The 2,545-nt window shown below is 63.7% G+C and carries 1 protein-coding gene and 1 pseudogene; one reads left to right on the forward strand and one right to left on the reverse strand.

Going from position 1 to position 2,545, the window contains the following annotated elements; translation table 11 throughout:
* The coding region (locus tag ABI213_RS14025) for a diguanylate cyclase (RefSeq protein ID WP_348027568.1) at window positions 1-1,989 on the forward strand (1,989 nt) is incomplete at its 5' end.
* A gap of 110 nt (window positions 1,990-2,099) precedes the next feature.
* On the opposite strand, the pseudogene ABI213_RS14030 reads toward ABI213_RS14025, so the two are convergent.
* Window positions 2,100-2,545 (reverse strand): annotated as a pseudogene (locus ABI213_RS14030) (exo-alpha-sialidase); the annotation flags it as partial.

Raw genomic sequence — 2,545 nt, forward strand, 5'->3', positions numbered from 1 at the left:
GAGCGCCAATGGTTCAAGGCCGCGTTTGGTTTGCATGGCGTGAGCCAGACACCGCGGGACATTGCCTTCTGCGCGCATGCGATCCTGCAAGAGGCCGTGTTTGAGGTGCCCGACGCCGCCCAAGACAGCCGCTTTGCGGACAACCCGCTGGTAACCTCCGATCCCGACATCCGTTTCTACGCGGGGGCGCCGCTGGTGCTGTCGGGTGGCGAGCGGGTAGGCACCCTGTGTGTAATCGACCAGCAAGCCCGCAAGCTCACTGACCTGCAGTTGCAGATGCTGCACTCACTCGCGGCCATTGCCAGCGACGCACTGGCCATGCGGCGCGACCTGATCCACAAGTCGCTGTCGGTGCGCAGCGACTACGAACGCGCACTCAGCCTCAGCGAATCCCAGTACCGGGCCATCGTCGAGGACCAGGCGGAGCTGATTTCGCTAGCCAAGCCCGATGGCGAGCTCACCTACGTCAACCCGGCCTATGCGCGGCACTTCGGCCAACTGCCCAGCGACATGGTCGGCAAAAACCTGTTCGATTTCGTGGACCCCGCCGACCACGGCTTTGTTCACCAGTTGCTGGCGGGCGTGATACGCACCGGGCAAAGCGTGTCGAGCGAGAACCGCATGGTCGCCGCAGACGGGGCGGACCGGTGGGTGGCGTGGACCAACGGTGTCCAGCGGGATATGCGTGGCGATGTGCTACTGCATTCTGTGGGCCGCGACATCAGCGAGCGCAAGCGGGCAGAAGAAGATTTGCGCGCCAGCCAGGCCTTTCTGTACCGAACGGGCCGCGCGGCCGGTGTCGGCGGATGGGAGCTGGACTTGGCCAGTGGAACGGTGACGTGGTCCGACGAGACCAGACGCATCCATGAAGTGGCACCGGATTACAAACCTACTCTCGACAGCGCCCTCTTTTTCTACCCGCCCGAAGCACGTGCCATTCTGGAAGGCGCGGTCGCCACCACGATGGAACAGGGCACACCCTGGGACCTTGAACTCCCGTTTGTCACTGCAGCAGGAAGAAACATCTGGGTACGGGCGATCGGCGTGGCCGAGTACGCCGCCGGAAAACCGGTTCGGCTGGTCGGCGCACTCCAGGATGTGACGGAACGCAAGCAGCTGGAGCACACGGTGGCCGCCCAGACCGCCACGTTGCAACTGGTCACAGAGGCCATTCCCGCGACAGTGGCGGTAGTGGGAATAGACCTGCACTACCGCTTTGTAAACAGCGCATTCGAACGCTCCTGTGGCCGCACACGCGGGCAGATCGTTGGCTTTTCGGTGCGCGAGGTTTTAGGTGACACAGAGTACGAGCGCCGCTTGCCGTGGATACAACGGGCGTTCGAAGGCGAGTCGGTGGTGTTTGAGCTTGAATACCCCGGGCTCGACAGCCCCCGGCATGTCTCCATCAGCTACGTGCCGCTTCGGCTGGGCACGGGTGCACTGGACGGATTCGTGGTGGTCACCCAGGACGTCACGCAACAAAAAAGCGAGGTATCGCGACTGCGTGAACTGGCACAGCATGACCCGCTGACCGGACTGCTCAACCGGGCCGGTTTTGAACAGCATCTGGAGCACCATCTGCGCGAGGGCGGTGGCGCGTCGCTGGCGCTGCTGTACATCGACCTCGACGGCTTCAAGTCGGTCAATGACCAGCATGGCCACGCCACGGGGGATGGCGTTCTGCAGACTTTTGCCAAGCGGCTGGCCCAACTGGTCCGACCGATGGATGCCGTGGCCCGCCTGGGTGGCGACGAGTTTGCGGTGGTGTTGGCCGGTATTCGAGAGCTGAGCCACGCCGGAACCGTGGCCGACAAGGTGGTCGAGGCGGCCAGAATCCCGTTTGACGTGAATGGCATCCGCCTGCACATCGGCGCCAGCGTGGGCGTGGCCTTCGGCGCGGACCCAGCCACTGGCTGGGCGGACCTGGTCGAACGCGCAGATGCCAAGCTGCTGTCTGCAAAGGCTGCCGGCAAAGGGCGGTACCAATAGGTTTTAGTGGGTTTGCATAATTTCTTGTTTTTAACGCAAAATTTATAGCACTCGCCGCACGGTATACCTGCGCTGTCGGCACTTTATACCCGCATATTTCGCATGCAAATCTATAGCATATAGGCGAAACGCACCACCGCCACCGGCGGCAAATCGTGCGACACGCACACCCAGCGCTCCCCCGCATCGTTGCTGATCCACAGCCCGCCAGTGGTGGAGGCCATGGCCAGGGTCTGGCCGTCGGCGCTGACATCCAGACCGTGGCGGTACACCAGGTGGTAGGCGTGGGCGCTGGGCAGGCCTTGGCCGAAGCTTTGGAAGGTTTGGCCCCCGTCATCGGTGCGGTTAACCAGCATCTGGCCACCGACCGGAATGCGGCAGCCGTCGCTGTGCGCGGGCACGAACCAGGCGCGCAGCGGATTCTGCGGGTCGCAGGCCACAGGAAAGCCGAAGTCGGATGGCGCGGGTGCGGCAATGCCCTGCCACTGCTGGCCGCCATCGGTGCTGCGGTACATGCCGCCGTGGTGCTGCACCCACAGCGCATCGGGCTGGGCGG

Origin of the sequence: Rhodoferax sp. (genome assembly GCF_039922535.1) — a bacterium.
Classification (GTDB): domain Bacteria; phylum Pseudomonadota; class Gammaproteobacteria; order Burkholderiales; family Burkholderiaceae_C; genus Rhodoferax_B.